Genomic DNA, 15,988 nt, shown 5'->3' with positions numbered 1-15,988 from the left:
CACGTCCGCTGGTCAGGGCCGATCCACCGTTACCGCTGCCGTAGTTCGCGGCGGGCGCAGCCGTAGCCGAACGCGGCCAACAGCGCTGCCGCGGTGGCGAGGAAGATCGCCGTGCTGCCGTAGGCTTCGGCCACCAGACCGGCGGCGATCGTGGAGAGCGGAAACAGACTCAACGCGGCGAAGACGATCGCGCTCATCACCCGGCCAAGTAGGTGCGGCGCGGTGCTCTGCTGCACGATCGTGATCACCAGTACATTCGTGACGGTGCTGGCGAGGCCGGCCACCGACAGCGCGACCACGGCGCCGAGATAGCCGGCGAAGGGCACCAACGCGACAGCGACACCCAACACCAGGCCCGAGATCATCGCCGTCGATCCGCGTCGGGGCAGCCCCGCCACACCGGCGGAGCAGAGCCCACCCACCAGCGAGCCGGCCGTGAAGGCGGCGAGCAGACCGCCCAGCCCACCCGCACCAGCGGCGAAATCGTCGTTGTTCAGCGACGGTAGACCGACCCGGACCATTCCGCCGACGGTGAGGTTGGCGGTCGCGGTGACCAGCAGCACGGTACGCAACAGCGCCGACTCCCGAAGCAGCTGCCAGAAACCGATCTCTGGACCGGCCGGCGGCGTCCCGTCGGCCGGCTCCGGCGTCGGTGCCGCGCCGCCACCAGTGGCGGCCGCCACCGGCATCGCCGCAGCGCGCCCCACACCGCCGATCATCGCCAGGCAGGCCGCCGAAACGGCGAAGGTCACGGCGTCCACACCGAACGCCACCGCTGGCGAGAGGGCGATCACCACGAGCCCGGCCGCACCCGGACTGATCATTCCGGCCGCGAACGTGGCGGTGCTGTGCAATCCGTTGCCAGCCTGCAACTGCTCGGCGGGCAGCAGCCGCGGGGTGATCGCGTAGGCAGCGGGCTGGAACAGCCCGGCGCCGAGTCCGGTGCCGGCCACCAACACCGCTACGGCGACCATGCCGCCAGCTCCGGTCACGGCGACCACGACGATGCCGGCGGTGAACAGCACCCGAATCAGGTCAGAGATCAGCATCACCGGCCACGGGCCGATCCGGTCGGAGAAGACCCCGCCCAGCGGTGTCGTCACCAGCCGGCACAGCCCATAGCCGGCCACCAGTAGGCCGAGATCGCGCGCGCCGCCGCCGAACTGGTAGACCAGAAACGGAAGCGCCACCGTGTGAAAGGCATCACCAAAGACAGAGATCAATTCGGCCGCGAACAGCAGCCGGTAGCCGCGGATGCGCAGGGGAGCGAAGCTGAGCTGCGGCCGGAACCGGCGAGTGATGGAGGTGGCCGCCGTCGTAGCCTCAGCCATGGAGGGATACCGGAAGTGACTCCAGTCCACGCAACATGATCGTGTCTCGCCACCGGAGCTGACGCACCTCCGCGGCGAGCGCCAGCCTCGGGTGCCGCCTCAGTAGGGCACCGAGAGCCACCTCACCTTCGAGTTTTCCGAGAAACGCGCCGAGGCAGCGGTGCAGGCCGTGGCCGAAGGCGAGATGTCCGGTGTCGCGCCGGTCGAGGATCAAACGGTCGGCGTCCGGGAACCGGTCGGGGTCCCGATTGGCGCCGCCGAGCGACACCAGCACCAGCTCACCGGCGGGAATCACGACATCGTCAACAGCGACGGGCGTGGTGGTGAACCGTAGCGTTGCCATGGCGACCGGGGACTCGTAGCGGAGGAACTCATCTATCGCCTCCGGCAGCGCGTGCTGGTTTGCCAGCAGCCACCGGTGCTGGTCGGGGTTGCGCATCAGGGCGAGGGTGGCGGTGCCGAGCAGGTTGACGGTCGTCTCGTGCCCACCAATCAGGAGCAGGAAGACCATGCCGATGATCTCGTCGTCGGTCAGCTGGCCCGCGTCGCGCGCGGCCAGCAACTCCGTCAGGATGTCGTCGCCGGGCCGGGTCTGTCGTATCCGTAGCTGAACCGCGATGTAGTCGGTCATTTCCCGCAGTGCCGTGGCGAAGGCGGCAGGGTCGTCGTCGTGCGTCAGGATCGCCGTTGACCAGGATCGGTAGGCGTTTCGCTCCTCAGCCGGGAAGCCAAGCAGCTCACAGATGACCAACATCGGCAGCGGGAAGGCGAAGTCCTGCACCAGGTCCACTGTCGTTCGACCGGTGAGCCCGTCCAGCAAGGAGGTGGTGATGCGTTCCACCAGTGGTCGCATCGCCGCCACCCGTCGAGCGGTGAACGCGCCCTGAACGTGGCGCCGCAACCGGGTGTGGTCCGGCGGGTCGCTGTTGAGCATGTGGACGATGTCACCGCCGAGGGTGACCCCGGCGACCCGGTTGTCGGCCAGGGCCTGGGCGCGGCGGGCGTCCTGCCCGAATCGTGGGTCGGCCAGCGCCGCCCGCACATCCCGGTAGCGCGCGATGACCCACATCGGGATGCCCTCGTCGCTGTGCAGGATCGATACCGGGCCGTTGGCGCGGATACGGGCCAACGTCGGGTACGGATCGGCGATATACGGCACCGGTGGCGGGGTCGACGTGCCGGTCACGGTCTCCACGGCTCTCCTCGCGGTTGGGGCGGTTGGGGCGGTTGGCGGGAGAAGGGCCTGCCTACACGCTCAGGGCAGGAGACGGCCACCGGTACGCCCGGGTCGGCAGCCACCACAGATACCCGGACTGCTCGGCGATCAGCCGTGCCTCGGTCAGCTCCTCACGCACGGGAACGGGCAGCTGCCCGGCCGGGACGCCCTCCGCCAACTCGGTGATCGCCGCCAGATGCGCTGGTTCGTCGATGGTGTACATCTCCAGCGTGCCGAGCCGCCGGTCGCGTACCTCGGTGAACCCCGGGCCCCGCCGGGACACGCACATCCCCAGAAAGAACGACGTCTGCCAGCCCCGTACCGCCGCGTCGTCGTCGACACCATCCACCCGAGCCGGCGGATACAGATGGTTGAACAGGCCTCGACCCGCGCAGCCGTCGTGACAACGAGCTACCCACTCCACCGAGACCGCGTGGGCCGTCAACTCCCGGAGCAACACCAGGGTGCGGGCGGCGACGACGCCCGCGTCCGGACACAGGTCGACCGGGTCGGCGATCCGGACCTGCCGGACGCCCAGGTGGTAGAGCTCGGCGACGAGGGGTTCCCACGGGCCGGTGATCCGTCGGGTACCGAGAGACATACCCGGGACCTGGGCGGTGGTGGGCTCGTAGTCGCGGGACAATTCGATCTCGACCCCGCTTGCGCCCCACTCGGTCAGCTCGGTGAGCTCAGGCGACGACGGTGGCACGCGATTCCTCCTCAAGTCGCCGGACCTCAGCTCGGCGGTGATCGATTCGGGTCAGTACCTGATTGTTGGACTCCACGGCGAGGTGCACCTGGTGGCCACCGTCGTGAAACAGCAGGCCCAGCGCGGTCCACCGGGACAGCAGCGGCTCGACGGCCGCCGCCCCGCCGGGCACCTTCGCGGCGAGGGTCGCGACCGTACGGGGCTGGCCCAGGAGCCGAAACAGCTCGACCTCGGCCGGCGTGGTCAGCTCCAGCACGGTCCAGTCGTAGCTGGCGCGTCGACTGACCAACACGATCCGGTCGGCAAGCTCCTGGTACGTGAGCCGGCTGACCGGATACTGCGCCTGCCAGGTGCCGAGTGCCGCGTCGAGGTCGGCGGCCTGGGCCCCGTCGATGCCGTTCGGCGCCGACGTGAAGATGTACGCCAGGTCGGCGAGCTCGGTCTCGGGCAGCCGGTAGATCTCGGTGTACTGGGGGGCCGGCCGCAGGACGGCGAACCCCAGTTCCGGGCGGTCGAAGTAGGGGCTGTACCGCTCGATGGCGATCCGGGTGGAGCTGATCGGCGGCTCCAGATGGTGCAGGGCCGGCAGCTGCGCGACGACGCTGGTGTAGTCCCGTGCCGTCTCACCGGGAAACCCGTACAGGTAGTTCCAGCTCGCCGTCACACCCGCGCTCTGCGCGTCGCGCAACGCCCGTACGTTCTGGCAACCGGTGACGCCCTTGTCCATCAGCCGCAGCACGTTGGTGCTGAGGCTCTCCACCCCGGGCTGGACCTGTACGGCACCGCCGTCGCTCAGCTGCTGGAAGTGGTGCCGGCGCAGGTTGGCCTTGACTTCGAAGTGGAGGCGCAGGTCGTACTCCGACTCGGCCAGCCAGCGCAGCACCGTGTCGAAGTACGCCATGTCCAGGATGTTGTCCACGACGATGAAGTCGAGCAGTTGGTGGCGGCGCGCCAAATCGAGGAGCTCGTCAAGGAACCGGGCTGGGCTCTTGCTACGAAACTGCATGAACGACCCGTTGAGCCCGCAGAACGTACAGTGGTGCTTCTCGCCCCACCAGCAACCGCGGGAACCTTCGACGACCAGTTTGGGCGCTACCCAGTCCGCCGCCACCGAGGCGTCCAGTCGCTCCAGGTAGCCGGTGTAGTCGGGAGCCACAATGTGGGTTGGCGGCAGGGGAGCGGACGACATCTCGTTGGCCTGTCCCCTGCCGTCGCGGTCCCGCCAGCACAGGCCGGCGATCCTGGCCAGCTCCGTCCGGTCGGGTGCGGTGGTCAGCGGATCGAGCGCGTCCAGTAGGTGCGGGAAAGCGACCTCCCCCTCACCCCGCACGACGTAGTCGACGTAGGGAAAGTTGCGGTGCAGTGCCGCCCCCTGTGGCCCGTCGCAGTTGGCGCCACCGAACACGATCTGGGTCTGCGGCCGTAGTTGTTTCAGCAGCCGGGCGACGGCCAGGCTGGCGGTATTCTGCTGGAACGTGGTGGTGAAGCCGACGACATCGGGCGATGTCGCCGCCAGTTCGGTCGCGAGCCCGCGGATGAATTCGGGCACCACCCGGTGCATCGACCCGGTCCGTGCGATCTCGGCGTCGGCGGTGCCGTTGCTGGCCAGCAGCCGGGCGTAGGAGTCGAACGATCGGTCTGCCTCGTCGAGCAGGCCGGAGAAGACCCAGTCGCCGGCGCCGAGGAAGTAGGAGGATTCCGAGAAGTACTGATAGTCGGCCAACGTGAGGTTGGTGACTCGGGCCGCCCAGTCGACGAAGTCGAGGTTCGCGTAGCGGACCTCGACTTCGTGGCCACCCCGGCTGGCTGCCGTACGCAGGATGCCCAGCGCCAGCGACGGAACATCGATCGAGCCCCACGGCATGCTGACCAGGACGACCTTCATTGCGGATCCTTCCGTTGGTGGGCTCCGTCCCGGAGCGGGCTGCTCCGGAACGGAGCCGTTGAACTCGCGCGGTTACCGCTGGTGGCTACTCGCTGACCGCCACCTTGTCGGCCGCTGGATCGGTCCCGCCGCTCCGTTCGGCCGCAACTGCCCGGTCCATGTCGAGGAACATCTTCACCACGACCGCCCCGCGCTCCCGCTCGTTGGTGGCGATCGGGTCATGCCGTACGCTGCGTCGCTTCATGCGATTCACCTCCCTCCCTGGCTGGTTGGCTGGTACGGACGGCCGTCCGCTGTGGCCGCCCGGGTTCGGTCCGGTCCCAGTGCCTGGCCGGCGTACCGGAGTAGTTCGTCGAACGCGTGGGTCTGGCTGGCGGCGTCGCCGAGATGGCCGCCGGACATCCAGTGCAGTTGGTGCGGCACCCGGCGGTGGCGTAGTGCAGCGACGTAGCGTCGCACCTGGCCCGGCGGGCAGCGGTCGTCGTCGCTGGCGGCAGCGATGAACAGGGGGCCACGTACCTGGTCCAGGTAGGTCATTGGATTGGCCGCGCGGTATCGCTGCGGTACGTCGTCGGGCCCGCCGCCGAAGAGTTCGTCGTCCACCTCGCGCAGCGCCGGCGTGGTGCCGCGGTAGGCGGCCGGGTAGTCGGCGATGGGGGCGACGGCGAGGCCGACCGACCAGTCGGCCGGTGTGACTCCCATCGCGAGGAGAACCAGGTACCCGCCCCACGAGTATCCGCACAGGCCGACCCGGCCTGGTGCGGCGACGCCGCGGTGGAGCAGGTGTCGCCGCACCGAGGTGAGGTCGTCCAGTTGGGCCAGCCCGACCCGATGGCCGTATCCCCGTTGCCACTGCGGCCCGTACCCGGTCGAGCCCCGGTAGTTGGTGCGCACCACCGCGTACCCGGCGCGCACCAGCAGTTCAACCCGAGGGTCGTAGGCGTCGCGGTCATGTAGGGACGGCCCGCCGTGGACCAGGAACAGGGTCGGCCACGGCCCGGCACCGGGCGGGGTGGCCAGGAAGCTGTGGATCCGGCCGTAGGGCTGATGGGTCCACAGTTCGCTGCGCCGGGCTGTTCCGGTCGGTTGCGCCGGGCCAGCCGCTCGTGGTGCCCCCCGGGCCGTTGCGCCGGGTTCGGCGACCCGGCGCTGGGGCGGCACCGACTCACCGGTCCAGACGTAGTGGATGTCGCCGCCGGGGGCGCAGGTCAGATCCAGGATCGTGCCGGGTGGGGTGGCGATGGCCGCGGGTTTACCACCGGTGAGGTCGGCCAGCAGTAGCCGGCTGCGACCGGCCTGGTCGTGTTGGATGAGCACCTGCCCGTCCGTGCCGTACCAGTGGGCAGTGACCTCGGTGTCGTAGGAGAGGGCTTCGGCCAGTGCGATACCCCGGTCCCGCTGCCAGGTGCCGACCCGATACCGCTCTGGTGTCTCGACTATGACCAGCAGCTGCGGGTGGGACCGGTCGCCGGGGCGGAACTCAAGCGTCCAGATTCGCCGGCGGTAGCTGCCAGCTACGACGTCGAGCCTGCCGTCGCTGAGGCGAATGACACTGATCGCCGTGTCGCTGTCGGCCCGCCCGGCCAGTGCGACCGTATCTCCGTCAGCGGTCAGGTCGACCAGTGTCGCGTAGCCCGCCGCGGCGGCCACCAGTTGCCCGGCTCCGCCGGGTCTGCCCACGTAGCACCGGGTCTCGGTTTCGGTGCCGATGCCGACCGCGACCCGACCCCCGGAAGCGTCGAAGGCGATCCCGGCCTGCCGGCCGGGCGGCAGGCCGGCGAGGGCGGTGGATGGTGTCGTCGGGTCGGTAGCGGTGGGCCGGAACGGTTGCCGTCGCCAGCGCCCGATCCCGGCCGGGTTCGCGTCGAACCACCAGAAGTGCCGACCGTCGGGTTCGATGTCGTAGCCGGTCACGCCGTTCGGGGCGGTGGTGCGGACCTGCCGCTGGTCGGTGCGTCGGTCCCAGGTCAGGACCTGGGCCAGGCCGTTATCGATGCAGACCTCGACGGACTTCTCAGGCCGCTGGGCAGCGAAGGCAGGCGCGTAAGGAATGTGCACAGTCACCCCGATCCAGGCCAGGCACCTACCGGATCGTATTCGTTCAATTGCTTTGGGTAAATAGGCGGTCGCTGTCGGCTGCCTGAGTTTCGGAATCGTTCCTCAAGCCAGAGAAATCATTAGTTGTCGCGTTTTGGGTGCTGGAGCTGGGTCATGACGTTAGCGTCGGCTCATGTGGCTTCGTGCTGTCCTGGGTGCCATCCTCACGGTGATGGGAGCAGGCCAGCTTGTTTCATGGCACGTGATGCCGGACATCCTCGCCGCGTACCAGGTCGCGCCCGCGGCGGCGTTGCCGTGGCTGGCAGCGGTGCTGATCCTGGCGGAACTGGCCGGTGGGCTCTGGCTACTGACCCGACCGCGGTCGTGCGCGCTGACCCCGGTCTGGATCTACGTGGGGGTGGCGGTGGCCTGGGCTGGCCTGGCGGCGCAGGCGTTCGCACGCGGGCTGACGGTCGACAACTGTGGTTGCTTCGGGCGCTTCCTGATCCAGGGACTCGGCTGGTTCGTGCTGCTCCAGGACGCCCTGCTGCTGCTCTATGCCGGACTGCTACTGCGCGCCACCCGCAAGGCTCGGGCACGGTCGGCAGCAGCCGGCGCGACAGGCTGAGTAGAGCGGCGCAGCGGAGTCGGCGCCGCGGCCCAGAACGGTTCAGGGTACGAGCCAGTCAGACCCATGGTTGCTCCACAACCAGGAAAGGTACCGCCGTAGCTCCTGCGGTGTGGCGAGCCAGCCCTTGTTCAGGTAGGTGAGGATGCGCTTCACCTCGCCGGGAATCAGGTCCTCGGAGGTGACGCTCGGTGTAGGTCCTCTCCGCCGGGTTCCCGCTCGTGACCAGCAGGTGGCGGAGGCGGGGGTTTGCCTCCCAAGCCCGGATCGCGTGGGTGAAGCGCCACTCTTCCCCCTGGCCGGTCGCCACCGCGACGGCATCGATGTGGTTGGTAGCTGCCGGAGGGATGGACAGGATCATTGTGATGGCCTTGGTCACTTCGAGGAGTTGACCGGCCGAGAAGCCATCCAGTTCTTCGTCCGGCACAAACCGGGCAATCGCCGACGCGGTGCTCATCCGGGGCTCCAATCGGGGGACGGGGCAGGGCTCCAGGGGCGGGGGCAGGACTCCGGGGACCGGGCGCCCGTGCGCTAGGAAGGTCGCCATGACAGAAGGATCTTCTCTTGGCAGCGCGGGTCGGGCCATGGCGGTGGCGACGTTGGCTTCCCGGGCCGTCGGTTTCGTCCGGCTGGTGGTGCTGGCCTCCGCGCTGGGAATGGGGAGTCGTCTGCTGGACAGCTACAACGTGGCGAACACCCTGCCCAATGCCGTCTACGAGCTTGTCCTCGGAGGTGCGATGGCCAGCGTGGTGGTGCCACTGCTGGTGCGTGCGGCACTGACCGAGCCCGATGCCGGGGTGCTCTACACCCAGCGGCTGCTGTCGCTGCTGGTCTACGGGCTCGGGGCAGTCACGCTGGTAGCGATGGTCCTCGCCCCGTGGCTGGTCGCGGTCTACACGCCGGGCTTCTCTGACGAGCAGCGCGACCTGGCGGTGCTGCTGTGCCGGTTCTTCCTGCCCCAGATCCTGTTCTACGGCCTCAGCGCCTCCGCCGGCGCCGTACTCAACACCCGGGGCCGGTTCGCCGCGCCGATGTGGGCGCCGGTTGTCAACAGTCTGATCGTGATCGGGGTCGGGCTGACCTACCTCGCGATCGGCGGCACCACCAGCATCACGTCGATGCCCACCGGGCAGCTGCTGTTGCTCGCCGTGGGCACCACCGCGGGCGTCTTCGCCCAGATGGCCCTGGTGGTGTGGGCGCTGGCACGCAGCGGCTTCACCCTTCGCCCCCGGCTCAACCCACGGGGTATCGGGATCCGACGAATCGGCCGGCTCGGCGGCTGGGTCCTCGTGTCGGTCGTCGCCGCCCAGATCCTGCTCGCGGTGGCCACCCGGGTCGCCTCGATCAGCGAACCGGGCGGGGTCAGCGTCTTCCAGACCGCGCTCGCGGTGTTCCAGATGCCGTTCGGGGTCATCGTCATGTCGGTGATGACCGCCATGTTGCCCCGGCTCAGTCGCCACGCCGCCGGCCGCCAGCACGCCCACATCGTCGAGGACCTGTCCCAGGCGGTACGGCTGGCCGTCGTCGCCGTCGCCCCGATCGCGGTCGCCCTGACGGTCCTCGGCCCGCAGATCGCCACGCTGTTGTTCGCCCACGGCCGCAGTTCACCGTCGGCGATCGCCCTGCTGGGGACAGTGGTGGCAGCCTTCGGGGTGGCCCTGGTGCCGTTCACCGGCTTCATGATTCTGCAACGCGGGTTCTACGCCCTGCAGGACACCAAGACACCCGCGGTCATCACCGTCGGAGTCACCGCCGTCGGCGTGGCCGGATGCTTCGCCGCGTCGCGGCTCCTACCCCGCGCCAGCGCCGTGGTCGGGGTTCCCCTCGCGTACGCGGTCGCCTACACGGCGGGCCTCACCGCTGCTGCCCTACTCCTGCGCCGCCGACTGGGCCGGATCGACGGGCACCGGCTACTTCGTACGCATGCCCGGGTAGCGGTCGCCGGCGGCCTCTCCGGTGGCTGTGGTGGCCTCACGGTCTATGCCCTCGCCCCACTGTTCGACTCCCCGAACAGCGGGGCGCTGATCACCGTGGCCACGGCGGGCATCATCGGCTGCGCCGTCTACGTTGTGGTGGCCCGCCTGGTGCACCTCACCGAGCTGCGGCAACTCGTGACAACCGCTCTGGGGCCTGTGTCTGAGTCGGTGATAGCCACTCGTTGATCGCGATGAACTGGGGCTGTCCCGCGCACCCACCCGGGTCCGCCACCACAGGAGCCTTCCCGGGCGGGAGTCACCCGGCAGATCTATCAGGCGTCGTGCACCGAACCGTCCGGTCCAGGAACTGGAGAATCTGACTATTCTTCCATCGGGCGATCTCGATACCGGACGCGTCGCCGAGGTGTCCCAACCACCGCAGAATGGGTAGTACGACGGTAGCGTCATGGAAGTCCAGGTGCTTTGTCCCGGGCGCTGTCAACTCGTGGAACTCGGCCTGTGCGGTCTCCCGGGCGAAATCGTTGCTGCCAGAGTTCAACTCACTGTAGATCATCAGGTACGGAACGCTGAGTGGGTCGTGAGGGCGTTCACTGTAGAGCCCGCCATCAATGTTGATGGCTGCGGTGCACCGGTTGTCGATCTTGCTGAGCTCGCTGGCGACCGCCCCTCCCAGGGAGAGCCCCATCGTGGCGATCGGCCGCCCTGACCCCAGTTCGTCGGTGGGATACCCGGGAACAGCGGCCAGGATGGTGGGAAGTCGATCAAGTACATGCTGTGAGTCTTCGGTACGTCGGGCAACGACGGTAGCTGTGCTGGTGCTCAACCGGTAGAGCTCCGCAGAGATTCGGGCGCGCTCGGATCGGGTGAGCCTACCCCGCAGCTCGCGGTTGATCTCCTGGATCCGGCTGGCTGTGGCCGGGGCGACGGCTGCGTCCGTTTCCTCCAACTCGGCACGCTGGTCGATGTGCCTGACACTCACCACGACATAGCCGTGGCTTGCCAGCGATTCCATCAGGAGCGAGTTCTCCGCGGTGATGGACACGAGCCCGGGCTGGTAGAGGACCACCGGCGCGGTAGTAGCGTGTCGGCTGGCGTGGGCGCCACGAATCGCATGCGTCCGTACCTGCTTCAGGTAGCCGGCGAGCCGCCGTAGCCCGGAGGGGATCCCGGGAGCTTCGTGGAATTCGGACCACAGGGCTTCGCCTTCCGAATGTCGTTGAGCCAGGTTTGCTTCCGTCGGGTACCACGTGGTGACGAAGAGTCGCCTGCGTCCCATGCGTGCTGCCGTCCTGATGTCACGCTCGTCCGCTGTCGTGATCACGCCAACCCCGAACGGGCCGTCGGGCTGCGGGAGGCTTGGAAGGGGAAAGCCGACTACCAACGCGGCAGACACTGTCGACAACGCCAGAGCGACCAGCCCGCCGACGATGCGTACGCCAACGGGCAGTTCTGTGACGACAGCGACGCAGAGCCAGGCGACGGCGAGGTAGGCCGGTGCCATCTGCCACCGGGCGCTGTTGTTGACCAGGCGGAGGATGCTGAGTGCGGTCACCGCGACGATCGCCGGCAGCGTCACGCTCGTCGGAGTGGCAAAGAGGATCAGCGTCGTGGTGAGGGCGGTAGCAGTTAGAGTGGCGCGTTCGACAAAGGTCCACATCATCGATTCCGCCGGTCCGACGCGCCCGGGACGCGGGCGACACCGAGGTAGCCACATACGAAGTCGGCGAGTTCCTCGGCGAACTCGTCGGCATCGGTGGGAAGGTTCCAGCCGGACATCCCCTCTGGGTGAAGCAGGCGTCCCAGGAACATCAGGTTGAAGAAGTACGCAGTCATGCTGGCCGCTCGGGCCAGGTCCGAATGGCGTATCTCGTCGGCGTGACCCTGTAGCAGTGAGCGAAAGCCGGACACGGCAACCTCCTCCCGGTGCCGCCAGTGCTCGTCGAGCAGGTCCGGGTGCAACCGAGACTGGAGGTAGGCCGGCTGCATGACATAGCGCAGGTCCTCGGATTGACGCCATGCCGCACGGCCGACTTGGACGAGTGCCTCACGCAGCGAGGTGTGGCTGCTCGGCACGGGGCTGTCCCGGGAGAAGTCGTCCCACCAATGCGTAACCCGGCGCAGGTAGAGGGCGACGAGGATGGCGACCGCGGCGTTCTGATTGTCGAACCGCTGGTAGACCGACGCCACGGACACACCGGCCCGGTTGGCGATCTGCGCGACGCTGATCTCGTCGAAGTTCTCTTCATGCAGCAGTTCGTCCAGTGCGGTGATGAGCTTGTCCCGGGTCTCGCGGGAGCGCCGCTGCGTGGCGGGTTTGGTGCCGGGCGACGCACCGTCCACAGAACTAAACATGACTCAGGTTTACCTTATTTTCGGAGGGATCTCAACCGACTCGCCTAGCTGGTAGTTCGAGGTTGCGGGGTAAGCCGGGTGCGCGGCGAGCGCTGCCTCGACGTGTGGTGAGACGCGTCGCCAGTGGACCCGGACGCCTTCGCCCGCGCCCTGCGCGACGCGTTGATCACCTACCCGGACGCGGGCGTCGCGGTGGCCGCGCACCGGCTGGGACACCTACGGCCGTCGCAGTGCTAGCCGGCAGCAGCTTCTGCGGATCCGCTGCGGGAACGAGCCCAAGCCACCAGCCGGGTCACCTCCGCCACGGTGGCCGGGCCCGGATTGACCACACTGACCCAACCCCGCACGGCGTAGACCGGATGGGGCAGCAGACGGTCCGTCTCCGCGAAGTCGAGCCGGTCGCGGTGTACGTGGAACTCCTCCGGGCCGTAGCCGAACAGGTTGCGGAACTCGGTGCGTCCCACCTCGATGCTCAGCCGGTACCGTCCGGGGTCGGCCAGGCGGGACCCTTCGTCGAAGCCCGGGACGTCGTGCCCGACGATCGTGGCGAACGGTCGCACCCGGTCCGCGCCGGTGAAGAAGAACCGGTCGCCCCACATGTGGGGCGGGCGCTCAGGGCCCGGCAGGATCCGGCTCTCGGTCACCCCCGTCAGGCCGGCGATCCGGGCCGCGTCGGCCGCCCCCGGTTCGGAACCGATGTGCAGGATCGCGTCGCACGTCCCGACCGTCGCCGCTTCCAGCGACGACAGCCCGAGCAGGTCGGCCGCGCGTTCACGTAGCTCGTCGCCGGTGGGCGGCGGAAAAATCCCGGTCTCGGCGCCGAGTTGGTGCTCGTAGGTGCCGGGCTCCGGCGGCCCGAGACCCAGCGGCCCGCTCGCCCCGAGACTGCCGGCCACGTACACGTACCTCCTGCCGAGCGAGGCAGACACGATCGAGCCGGCGCCGTTCCACTGGAAGGCCAGGTCCTGGCCCTCCCAGTGGCTTTCCCACCGGCCCGGGTGCCGTTGCAGGTGGAGGTTGTGGGCGGAGACCAGGACCGGCCCCCGGTCCCGTTCGCGGGCGAGGATGTCCAGCAGATTTTGCGCCATCAGCGCATCCCGGACGGCGAGCAGGCCACCGATGCGCTGCGACTGGGTGCCCGGTACGGCCATCGCGCCGTGGTAAGTGAGCAGGCCGACAACCACGCTGGCGAGGACCGTGGCGCGGTTCCAGGACTCCAGCGATGTCTCCCGGACCAGGCGAGGCGCGTCGGCGTACAGCTGGGTGCGGAAGTCCTCGGCGATACCGCGTAGCGTCGTCGCCTCCCGTGATCGGCCGGGAGATCGCGTCGCGTCGTACATGATTTCGGGAGCGGTCCAGCGCTCCTCAGCGCCGACGAGGCCGTCCAGGTCAGAGACGGTTTCGCCGAGGTAGTCGCGCAGTTCACGCAGGATCGGCCCGGGACTGGGTGCGCCGGTGATCTCGGTGGGGGCGTCGAAGCCGTGGAAGGTGACGCGCTCGTCGGGCGGCAGCTTTTCGTTGTGGGCGCGCAGCCAGTCGACCAGTTCGCGGCTGGCGGGGTGGGTGCCCCAGCCGTGGCTGATGCCGGTACTCAGGTCCACCTCGTCGCGGCGACCCTGCACGTAGTCGTTGACGGCGAGCCCGGCGGCCCGGTCCGATTCGATGGCGATGGACCGGAAGCCGTGACCGACGAGGGTTTCGAGGATCCGATTGCGTAGGTGGGGGAAGGCCGGCTCCCCGTGGTAGGGCTCGCCGATCGCGAGCAGCCGCGGCCGGTGGGCGCGGACAAGGGCCTGCAACTCCGTATCGAAAGCCATGACCTTAACCGTATCGTTGAACCTTCGATTTAAACTATGGCCATCGATTACCAGGAGATTTGCTGTTGAAGTTTCAAAAGGCGGTTTACCGTCCGGTGGATCTGGCCCGGGTGCACGGGCTCTCCGCGCAGGCGGTCCGCAACTACGAGGCGGCCGGAGTGATCCCGCCGGCTTCGCGGACGCCGAGCGGCTACCGCAGCTACACCGACAACCATGCGGGCGCGCTGAGCGCCTACGTCGCGCTTGTTCGGGGGTACGGCTTCCAGCCGGCCGGGGAGATCATGAGATCGGTCCTCCGGGGCGACCTTCCCTCCGCCCTGGCTGTCGTCGATGCCGCCCACATCCTGCTGCAACGCGACCGGGAGACCCTGGACCAGGTCGCCGCGGCGGCCGTCGTGCTGGCGTCCGGATCCACCTCGGCCGCGCCCGGTCCGGCCGCGTCGGTCTCCGTCGGTGCACTCGCCCGCCGGCTCGGTGTCACCCCAGCGACGCTGCGTAAATGGGAGCGGGCGGGGATCCTGGCCCCAGCTCGGTCCCGGACCGCGCGGGTCTACTCACCCGAGGACGTACGGGACGCCGAGCTCGCCCACCTCCTGCGACGCGGGGGCTACCTGCTGCACCACATCGCTGCCGTGATCGAACAGGTGCGCGCCGCCGGTGGGGCCGGCCCACTGGCGGCGTCGATCGAACAGTGGCGGGAGCGGATCGCCGCCCGCGGCCGGGCGATGCTCACCGGATCCGCTCGCCTCGCGGACTACCTCTCCTACCTTGAGCTGACTCGCGGTGACATCGCCACCTCAGCTATGGACTCACCAGGCCAGCACCCGGCGGGCTGACTCGTACTCCTTGGTTAGCTCGTCGTCGATGCGAGACGAACGCTGCTGGGTGAGCACCACCGCCGGATCGTGCCGCTCAACGCCCTCGAGCATCAGGTGGCGCAGACCGGTGGGTGGATGAGAGGAGAACAGCGACGCCTCCTCGCGGCCCGACAGCTGCCGCAACAGCGGCAGCTGGTCGGCACTGGCCGCCAGCGACTCGGCAACCGCCGCCTGCCACCGTTGGGGACCGTGCCCCGCCCTGGACTCCCGGCGTACGGCGAGCGACATTGACTCGACCCGTAGCGTGGCATCCAGCAGGCTCGTCGCAGCGGCTGTTCCCGCGGCCTTCGCAGACATCTCGTCAGCCAGGTACTCGGCCCGTTGACTGTCTCGAAGCGCCACGCACACGAGTGCCACATGCAGCACGAACAACAGACGAGACAGCGGGTATTGGATGACACGCCCAAGGGCCGCCCCGATCCACTCGATGAGGCCGGGGGCGGTCGACGGCGCCGGGCGGAGAAGGTCCGCCGCGGAGCCGAGGGTGGTGAACGCCGGCTGGGTGAGCAGCATCCGCCGCGGGTCGCCGTTGACGAAGTGGCCGAGTTCGTGACCGAGCAGGGCGACGCGTTCCTGCGGTGCGAGGGACCCCCAGTACGGCAGTCCGAGACACAGCACCCGACGGCGGATGCCGATCGTTGCCGCGTACGCGTTGAAGTCGGCGTTGACGGCAATCACGTCGGGAGCCGGCGCCCCTACCGCCTGCGCCACCTCGTCAACCAGGGCGAAAAGCTCGGGTGCGCGGTCTCGACGGAGGACGTCGGCGTCGGGGTCGAGCCGCCCGAAGCGGGGCCGTAGTCCGACGGCGAGGGCGAGCAGAGGAACCGCCAGCAGCAGCGACGGGCTCGGGAAGGAGAAGGCGAGGAGCAGCCAGATCCCGGTGACAGCGAGGGCCACCACGCCCAGGAACAACAAGCAGGATGCGGTGGCGGTGACGACGGCGGCTGCGCCGACGCCACTACTGCCCAGCGAGCGCCCGAGTAGCCGGTCACACTGGCGACGGGTCATGCGGTACCCGATGTCATGGATCCGTCGGTCCAGCCAGCGCCAGCCGAAAAACGGGCCGATGCGCTCAGCGTCGTACGCTTTGAGGTTCCACTCGCAGGCTGGGCACCACGGCAGGGCCTCGCGCGGAGCGACTGTGGCAGTGCCGCATTCCGGGCAGGTGTCACCGATAGCCCTTGTGTCGATCATGAGC

At 68.8% G+C, this 15,988-nt stretch carries 13 protein-coding genes and 1 pseudogene; 3 read left to right on the top strand and 11 right to left on the bottom strand.

Annotation, left to right across the window (positions count from 1 at the left end):
• Positions 1-29 precede the first annotated feature (29 nt).
• The 6 genes from SALPAC3_RS0102825 to SALPAC3_RS0102800 all read right to left on the bottom strand — a co-directional run bounded on the left by SALPAC3_RS0102825 (position 30) and on the right by SALPAC3_RS0102800 (position 7,205).
• Positions 30-1,331: an MFS transporter gene (locus tag SALPAC3_RS0102825; RefSeq protein WP_018219754.1), complete on the bottom strand. Its 1,302-nt coding sequence runs from the start codon at positions 1,329-1,331 to the stop codon at positions 30-32.
• Positions 1,324-2,526, bottom strand: a complete 1,203-nt coding sequence (locus tag SALPAC3_RS0102820) for a cytochrome P450 family protein (RefSeq protein ID WP_018219753.1) — start codon at positions 2,524-2,526, stop codon at positions 1,324-1,326. The genes SALPAC3_RS0102825 and SALPAC3_RS0102820 overlap by 8 nt, the downstream gene beginning before the upstream one ends.
• Positions 2,527-2,578: 52 nt before the next feature.
• Positions 2,579-3,256 (bottom strand): DUF5825 family protein, encoded by a 678-nt coding sequence (locus SALPAC3_RS0102815; RefSeq protein ID WP_018219752.1) that lies wholly within the window; start codon positions 3,254-3,256, stop codon positions 2,579-2,581.
• Positions 3,237-5,141 carry a RiPP maturation radical SAM C-methyltransferase gene (locus SALPAC3_RS0102810; RefSeq protein ID WP_018219751.1) on the bottom strand — a complete coding sequence of 635 codons (1,905 nt, stop codon included), beginning with the start codon at positions 5,139-5,141 and terminating at the stop codon, positions 3,237-3,239. The genes SALPAC3_RS0102815 and SALPAC3_RS0102810 overlap by 20 nt, the downstream gene beginning before the upstream one ends.
• 85 nt (positions 5,142-5,226) lie before the next feature.
• Positions 5,227-5,385, bottom strand: coding sequence for a hypothetical protein (locus tag SALPAC3_RS28230; protein WP_018215451.1), 159 nt, complete (start codon positions 5,383-5,385; stop codon positions 5,227-5,229).
• 5 nt (positions 5,386-5,390) lie between these two features.
• Positions 5,391-7,205 (bottom strand): alpha/beta hydrolase family protein, encoded by a 1,815-nt coding sequence (locus SALPAC3_RS0102800; protein ID WP_018219750.1) that lies wholly within the window; start codon positions 7,203-7,205, stop codon positions 5,391-5,393.
• A gap of 166 nt (positions 7,206-7,371) precedes the next feature.
• Here SALPAC3_RS0102800 and SALPAC3_RS0102795 point away from each other — a divergent pair, with 166 nt between their 5' ends.
• Entirely contained in the window at positions 7,372-7,806 is a 435-nt protein-coding gene (locus tag SALPAC3_RS0102795) for a MauE/DoxX family redox-associated membrane protein (protein ID WP_026185177.1), read from the top strand.
• A gap of 42 nt (positions 7,807-7,848) precedes the next feature.
• Here SALPAC3_RS0102795 and SALPAC3_RS26610 read toward each other — a convergent pair.
• Positions 7,849-8,263, bottom strand: a pseudogene (locus SALPAC3_RS26610) (hypothetical protein).
• Positions 8,264-8,390: 127 nt separating this feature from the next.
• Here SALPAC3_RS26610 and murJ point away from each other — a divergent pair.
• Positions 8,391-9,968 carry a murein biosynthesis integral membrane protein MurJ gene (murJ, locus tag SALPAC3_RS0102790; protein ID WP_018219747.1) on the top strand — a complete coding sequence of 526 codons (1,578 nt, stop codon included), beginning with the start codon at positions 8,391-8,393 and terminating at the stop codon, positions 9,966-9,968.
• A gap of 70 nt (positions 9,969-10,038) precedes the next feature.
• Here murJ and SALPAC3_RS0102785 read toward each other — a convergent pair whose 3' ends face one another.
• The 3 genes from SALPAC3_RS0102785 to SALPAC3_RS0102770 all read right to left on the bottom strand — a co-directional run bounded on the left by SALPAC3_RS0102785 (position 10,039) and on the right by SALPAC3_RS0102770 (position 13,912).
• Entirely contained in the window at positions 10,039-11,400 is a 1,362-nt protein-coding gene (locus SALPAC3_RS0102785; protein WP_018219746.1) for an alpha/beta hydrolase, read from the bottom strand.
• Entirely contained in the window at positions 11,400-12,095 is a 696-nt protein-coding gene (locus SALPAC3_RS0102780) for a TetR/AcrR family transcriptional regulator (RefSeq protein ID WP_033774806.1), read from the bottom strand. Before SALPAC3_RS0102780 ends, SALPAC3_RS0102785 begins: the two co-directional genes overlap by 1 nt.
• Before the next feature lie 233 nt (positions 12,096-12,328).
• The gene (locus tag SALPAC3_RS0102770) at positions 12,329-13,912 is read right to left on the bottom strand and encodes a DUF6194 family protein (protein WP_018219743.1); all 1,584 of its coding nucleotides are present in this window, start codon (positions 13,910-13,912) and stop codon (positions 12,329-12,331) included.
• Positions 13,913-13,971: 59 nt separating this feature from the next.
• Between SALPAC3_RS0102770 and SALPAC3_RS0102765 the strand changes: the two genes are divergently transcribed.
• Positions 13,972-14,748, top strand: coding sequence for a MerR family transcriptional regulator (locus tag SALPAC3_RS0102765; protein ID WP_018219742.1), 777 nt, complete (start codon positions 13,972-13,974; stop codon positions 14,746-14,748).
• Here the strand turns inward: SALPAC3_RS0102765 and SALPAC3_RS0102760 are convergent.
• Entirely contained in the window at positions 14,722-15,984 is a 1,263-nt protein-coding gene (locus SALPAC3_RS0102760) for a M48 family metalloprotease (RefSeq protein WP_018219741.1), read from the bottom strand. The genes SALPAC3_RS0102765 and SALPAC3_RS0102760 overlap by 27 nt on opposite strands.
• Between the last annotated feature and the right edge of the window lie 4 nt (positions 15,985-15,988).

The sequence above is a fragment of the Salinispora pacifica DSM 45544 genome, from assembly GCF_000378845.1.
In the GTDB taxonomy this organism is placed as follows: Bacteria; Actinomycetota; Actinomycetes; order Mycobacteriales; family Micromonosporaceae; genus Micromonospora; species Micromonospora pacifica.
The sequence above is the reverse complement of the archived record's forward strand: the minus strand, read 5'-3'. Positions and strand labels throughout refer to the sequence as shown.

Excerpts from the sequence above, each read along its gene's own strand:
- SALPAC3_RS0102785 (WP_018219746.1), bottom strand. The coding sequence starts at position 11,400 with ATGTGGACCTTTGTCGAACGCGCCACTCTAACTGCTACCGCCCTCACC.
- SALPAC3_RS0102780 (WP_033774806.1), bottom strand. The coding sequence starts at position 12,095 with ATGTTTAGTTCTGTGGACGGTGCGTCGCCCGGCACCAAACCCGCCACG.
- SALPAC3_RS0102760 (WP_018219741.1), bottom strand. The coding sequence starts at position 15,984 with ATGATCGACACAAGGGCTATCGGTGACACCTGCCCGGAATGCGGCACT.
- SALPAC3_RS0102825 (WP_018219754.1), bottom strand. The coding sequence starts at position 1,331 with ATGGCTGAGGCTACGACGGCGGCCACCTCCATCACTCGCCGGTTCCGG.
- SALPAC3_RS0102810 (WP_018219751.1), bottom strand. The coding sequence starts at position 5,141 with ATGAAGGTCGTCCTGGTCAGCATGCCGTGGGGCTCGATCGATGTTCCG.
- SALPAC3_RS28230 (WP_018215451.1), bottom strand. The coding sequence starts at position 5,385 with ATGAAGCGACGCAGCGTACGGCATGACCCGATCGCCACCAACGAGCGG.
- SALPAC3_RS0102770 (WP_018219743.1), bottom strand. The coding sequence starts at position 13,912 with ATGGCTTTCGATACGGAGTTGCAGGCCCTTGTCCGCGCCCACCGGCCG.
- murJ (WP_018219747.1), top strand. The coding sequence starts at position 8,391 with ATGGCGGTGGCGACGTTGGCTTCCCGGGCCGTCGGTTTCGTCCGGCTG.
- SALPAC3_RS0102795 (WP_026185177.1), top strand. The coding sequence starts at position 7,372 with ATGTGGCTTCGTGCTGTCCTGGGTGCCATCCTCACGGTGATGGGAGCA.